The sequence below is a fragment of the Photobacterium sp. OFAV2-7 genome (assembly GCF_022347985.1).
GTDB lineage: Bacteria > Pseudomonadota > Gammaproteobacteria > Enterobacterales > Vibrionaceae > Photobacterium.
This window is the reverse complement of record NZ_JAKRFQ010000351.1, coordinates 1-4,951: the sequence shown is the minus strand read 5'-3', so window position 1 is coordinate 4,951 and position 4,951 is coordinate 1. Positions and strand designations below refer to the sequence as shown.

At 43.8% G+C, this 4,951-nt stretch carries 6 protein-coding genes; 4 read left to right on the top strand and 2 right to left on the bottom strand.

Annotated features, from left to right (window positions below):
- Positions 1 to 241 precede the first annotated feature (241 nt).
- Positions 242 to 790 carry a helix-turn-helix domain-containing protein gene (locus MHN01_RS16500; protein ID WP_239412341.1) on the top strand — a complete coding sequence of 183 codons (549 nt, stop codon included), beginning with the start codon at positions 242 to 244 and terminating at the stop codon, positions 788 to 790.
- Positions 791 to 887: 97 nt separating this feature from the next.
- Here the strand turns inward: MHN01_RS16500 and MHN01_RS16495 are convergent, their stop codons facing one another.
- Positions 888 to 1,772 carry a S9 family peptidase gene (locus tag MHN01_RS16495; RefSeq protein ID WP_239412340.1) on the bottom strand — a complete coding sequence of 295 codons (885 nt, stop codon included), beginning with the start codon at positions 1,770 to 1,772 and terminating at the stop codon, positions 888 to 890.
- A 302-nt stretch (positions 1,773 to 2,074) separates the two neighbouring features.
- Here MHN01_RS16495 and MHN01_RS16490 point away from each other — a divergent pair, with 302 nt between their 5' ends.
- The 3 genes from MHN01_RS16490 to MHN01_RS16480 all read left to right on the top strand — a co-directional run bounded on the left by MHN01_RS16490 (position 2,075) and on the right by MHN01_RS16480 (position 4,400).
- Positions 2,075 to 2,911, top strand: coding sequence for an SDR family oxidoreductase (locus MHN01_RS16490; RefSeq protein WP_239412339.1), 837 nt, complete (start codon positions 2,075 to 2,077; stop codon positions 2,909 to 2,911).
- A 66-nt stretch (positions 2,912 to 2,977) separates the two neighbouring features.
- Positions 2,978 to 3,460, top strand: coding sequence for an SRPBCC domain-containing protein (locus MHN01_RS16485; RefSeq protein WP_239412338.1), 483 nt, complete (start codon positions 2,978 to 2,980; stop codon positions 3,458 to 3,460).
- A gap of 1 nt (position 3,461) precedes the next feature.
- Complete coding sequence (locus MHN01_RS16480) at positions 3,462 to 4,400, top strand: AraC family transcriptional regulator (protein WP_239412337.1); 939 nt, start codon at positions 3,462 to 3,464, stop codon at positions 4,398 to 4,400.
- A gap of 14 nt (positions 4,401 to 4,414) precedes the next feature.
- On the opposite strand, the gene MHN01_RS16475 is transcribed toward MHN01_RS16480, so the two are convergent.
- Positions 4,415 to 4,951: LysR substrate-binding domain-containing protein (locus MHN01_RS16475; protein WP_239412336.1), on the bottom strand; the 537-nt coding region annotated here is incomplete at its 5' end.

Genomic DNA, 4,951 nt, shown 5'->3' with positions numbered 1-4,951 from the left:
CAGCTAAATATTGAAGCAAACCTATCGTTCACTATAATGGCCACTTGTACGCCATAGTGTTATTGAGCTATCTATCATTGTCAATTTTGGTTTTGAGTAACGAGATACAGCGCAACTATGAGTCATGTTTTAAGTTGCCGAGGTTGTTTTGACCTTTCAGACAGCATTTTGTAATGTAAGCGGCTAAATTTGAGAGGCAGATTTCTGCATCAGAGAAGTTATTTGAAAGAGTTAAGATTATATGGATGATTTTTCCGCGCTAGGCGAAAAGTTGAAAAATACCCGCAACAAAATGGGCCTGAGCCTCAGTGAGGTTTCTTCCAGGACCGGGGTAAGCAAAACCATGCTCAGCCAAATAGAGCGTTCGGAATCAATGCCAACTATTGCCACAGTCTGGAAAATAGCCAATGGCCTCAAAATGAAACTTGAAACCCTGCTGGGTAATTCAAATACACTCTATGATGTAAAAAGCATCGACGATATGATCCCTATAAAGGATAACGATGGTCGCTTTATCATCTATAGTATCTTTCCGTTTTCACCGACCAGTGGGTTCGAGGTATTTTACGGGATCTTTAAGCCCGGATGTAACTACTCTAACCCAAACCATGAGAACAGCAGCACTGAGCAACTTTTTGTATCACAAGGAGAACTTGAACTCGTTGTCGGCAAAAACACCTATAGCATCAAAGCGGGTAGTTCTATCTCATTCGACTCAAGAGAAGAGCACAGATATATTAATCCCGGCGAAGTAGACGCTAACGTACTCATCATCGTCAACTATGAATAGTGCCATGCACTTTACCCTTCCGTTTTAGAGTACTCATAGAGCTATGAGTACTTGTGTGAGTGGGTATCGCGGTGATACCCAAGCTCTATCAGCACTCTTAACCGGAATGCTTTTGATACCAGGCAAGCATCTGCTCAGGATTTTCTGAGAAATAAGTATAGCCATGGAATCTTTGAGTGGTTCCCCCGATCCAGAACAGTTCTTTTTCCGTTGCCGAAATTGCTTCAAAGATCCTATATACATCATCGGAATAGGTAAAAGAGTCATCCTTAACTTGTGCAACGAAAGTTGGAACATTCACGAATGGTGCATCTAAGATTGGCGATGAGTCTGAAATACTGAAACCCCAGATCTCACGATATTTTTCTTCAAAGACCTTGTATCCACGTTTGGTCATTCGCATATTTTTACATAAACGCCTTACTAACGCATCACCGGAAATCGGCTGAATCAACATCATGGACTTCACACCTTCAAACACTTCCGGCTGTTTTCTCATCGCAACCAAAGTTGCGTTCCCGCCCAAGCACATGCTATGCAGGTGAATTTCCATTTCTTTGGTTTCTTCCCTGCTGCGCACATAGTTTAGTGAGCCTATCACATCCTTGTATTCGAAGAAGTTGGGGTTGTATGCACCATTCTGAGCCGGAGCACTGAAACCATGGTTTCGCAGATCGTAGGCCAGAATATTGTATCCAGCTTTATGCAGTGCCTTATATTTAGGTAAGAAATTTACCTCAAACCCTCCGGCTTTGTGCCACGGCTTAATATGACCAGCGTAACCGTAGCGATTGCCCGGAGAGAAATGATTACATATAACAACCTTATCAGACTTTTCTTTGGCCGGTATATACCAGCCCTCCAGAACAATACCGTCGGCTGCAGAGAACGAGACATCTTCATAATCCATCCCGTATTCATCCGGGCGTCTCAGAATTGGTGTTCTCTGAGTTTGAGCAATCATCTTAACTACTTTAGTCATTAGAAATTCGGTAATCATCGTACGGCCTCTTATCCTATCTGAAATATCTTGTAACCAGCCCGGAATACTTGAAGGCTCATTGGTTATTCGATGTATTACAAACTACCCAGATAAGAAAAAAGTCACGTATATATATCCTCGCAATACGTATACATTTCCAAAATAACATTTCCCAAGATGTATACATCTTTCCGGAATATGTATACGTGGGACACTTGTCCGCCTCTTTATAATGGCCTCATCACAAGCGCTTTACTGTTTGTAGCGAAAAGCTAATTCCAATATCGACCTAAGAGGTGAACATGAGTAACAAGACTGTACTAATCACAGGGTGTAGTTCCGGATTTGGTCGCCTTGCAACCAAGACCTTTCAGAAAAATGGTTGGAATGTCATTGCAACCATGCGTTCATCCGAAAAAGAAACTGAACTTACCCAACTAAAAAACGTGTTGGTCACTACTCTGGATGTAACCCGGCAGGAAACCATCGATGATGCTGTTGCAAAAGGTCTTGATACCTTTGGTAGTATTGATGTTCTGGTCAACAACGCCGGTTTTGGCGGCCATGCTATGTTCGAGCAGTTTACTGAAGATCAAATTGAATCCATGTTCGATACCAACGTCTATGGTCCGATGCGTGTTGCCAGAGCCGTTCTGCCACACTTCAGAAAGCAACGCTCCGGCTGCATAATCAATGTGACATCCATGGCTGGTGAAATTGGCCTTCCATGTACCACCACTTATTCAGCCAGCAAATTCGCCATGCAGGGATGGTCAGAGGGACTCGCAATGGAACTGGTGCCTTTTAACATTAAAGTACACACCATTGCACCAGGAGCCTTTGGTACAAACTTCAACGAAGCTACCAATAACAACATCACTGCTGGAGATGAAGAGCTTCAGAAACAGGCACAGAAAGTTGCTACGCATTTTGTTGAGTTAGCAGCTCAAATGCAGCGCCTTGGCGGCAAAGATGCCGATCCGCAAGATGTCGCCGATATCATCTATCAATGTGCAACTCAACCGATGCCAATTCACAATGCGGTAGGCGCGGATGCTGCAATGCTGCTTGATATGAAGCTTTCTCTGCCTCGGGAAGAGTTCTTGCAAAAGATGCAGGAGATGCTGTTGCCAAACTAACGACAGCCTCCTGAGTTGGCTCATTGCTATGGGCCAACCGTTATAAATATATTGGAGAATAACTCTATGCCTCTACTCTCTTCTGCCACCCTAATGACGGCATCCGCATCATTTAGTGCTATGTTAGGCGCTAAATCTGTCCATACAGAAATCAACATTCCGGCCTCTCCCGATAAAGTCTGGGAAGTACTGGTTGATGTTGAAAACTATCCTGTATGGAACCCGGTATTTACACTTGTAGAAGGCAAACTTGAGGAAGGCGCGAAAGTTACCTATCTGGTACAGGAGTCTGAGGAAAAATCAGCAAAGATCCCGGCCAAGGTAATAACCTATCTTCCGCACAAACTCTTAAACCAAACAGGTGGCTACTGGGGGATCCTTACCTTCGACCATACCTACCGGTTAGAGCCGATAAACATCGGAACCCGAGTTATCATCCATGAAGATTACACCGGAGTCTGGGTGAACTTCTGGGACCCATCAAGCGTGGAAGAACAGTACAAAAAGCTGGCAGTTTCACTGAAAAAACGGGTAATCGAGATAAACTAGTATGCACCAACTGATAAAAACTCAGGCTGCGATGAACGATATTATCCAGATTTCCAGTATTTCCCAGGTCCATGAGGCTCTTGGCCTACCGGCACCAAGACATCCTTTGGTATCTCTGATCCAAATAGACAAAACAATCACTGAGTATGATTACGGTGATTTTACTTACGTCTACGGTTTTTATCAGGTAGCACTTAAATCCGGTATCGCAGGAGATATTATGTATGGCCGAAATCACTACGATTTCGCGCAGGGAAGCATGATATTCACGAAACCCGGCCAGGCTCAGAGCTATGCCAATACCAGTGAACTTGAAGGGGAAACCGGCTGGACCCTCTTGTTCCATCCCGATTTAATCCGACGTTCGGATTTGGGACGAAATATTGAAACGTACTCGTTCTTTTCCTATGAAACACATGAGGCACTGCATGTCTCTGAACATGAGAAGAAGGTGCTAACGGATTTGGTCAACCAAATCGAAATAGAATACAGTGGCAATATTGATAAGCACACCCAAAAACTGATTGTGTCAAACATAGAGCTTATTCTGGACTACTGTACTCGCTTTTATGACCGACAGTTTTATCTGCGCAGCAATCATAATCTAGATATGGTTAGTAAGCTTGATAAGCTGATTAAGGACTACTTCGATTCGGAAAAAACACTGGAACGAGGCCTGCCATCGGTAAAGTATTTTAGTGAAGCAATGAATATGTCCTCGTCCTACCTAAGTGACATGCTAAAGAACGCAACCGGCAGAAACGCACAGCAGTATATTCAGGATTACCTGATCGAAAGAGCCAAAAACCAGCTGCTGGGCACAAAAGAGCCAATCAGCCAGATCGCTTACGGACTCGGCTTTGAGTATCCACAACACTTTAGCAAGCTGTTTAAATCCAAAGTTGGTATGAGCCCACTTGAATACCGGAAGATAAACTAAGAAGTGAGATTCACCTATCCCCTACGCCCATACATACCTTGAAAATTAGGAATATGCTTTTCCCATATCGGAACATCATCACCGACAATGGTTTTGAGCGTATCAATGAACAGCTTAGTTTTGATGGGGGCATCTCTGTGTGGGTATACAGCATAAAAAGTACCGAAGTCGTCTAATTGCAGCTGCGTCATTATCGGGACAAGTTTGCCCTCCAGGATTTCATTATCAATCATCTGGGCGGTAACCACAGCGAGCGTGTTCCCCGCTACCGCACTTTTCGTGACCATTTCGACATCATTCACTTTATAGGTCACCTTCAGTTGAAAGTGCTTGCTCTCGTTGTTGTCATCCAGATACCTGAATTTATCTATCAAGAGCCCTGGCGCGGCGTAGGCTGTCGCAGGTAAAGACTCCAACTGTTCAACCGTGTTGATCTCTCCATGCTTTTTGATAAATGCGGGAGATGCCACAATCAATAACCTGTTTCGCGCTATTTTTCTGATAATCAGACTGGAGTTTTTCGGCTTACCAATACGAAAGCCAATATCAAA

What these genes read in the sequence shown, in the direction of transcription:
- MHN01_RS16495 (WP_239412340.1), bottom strand. Translation starts at nt 1,772, where the DNA reads ATGACTAAAGTAGTTAAGATGATTGCTCAAACTCAGAGAACACCAATT.
- MHN01_RS16490 (WP_239412339.1), top strand. Translation starts at nt 2,075, where the DNA reads ATGAGTAACAAGACTGTACTAATCACAGGGTGTAGTTCCGGATTTGGT.
- MHN01_RS16485 (WP_239412338.1), top strand. Translation starts at nt 2,978, where the DNA reads ATGCCTCTACTCTCTTCTGCCACCCTAATGACGGCATCCGCATCATTT.
- MHN01_RS16500 (WP_239412341.1), top strand. Translation starts at nt 242, where the DNA reads ATGGATGATTTTTCCGCGCTAGGCGAAAAGTTGAAAAATACCCGCAAC.
- MHN01_RS16480 (WP_239412337.1), top strand. Translation starts at nt 3,462, where the DNA reads ATGCACCAACTGATAAAAACTCAGGCTGCGATGAACGATATTATCCAG.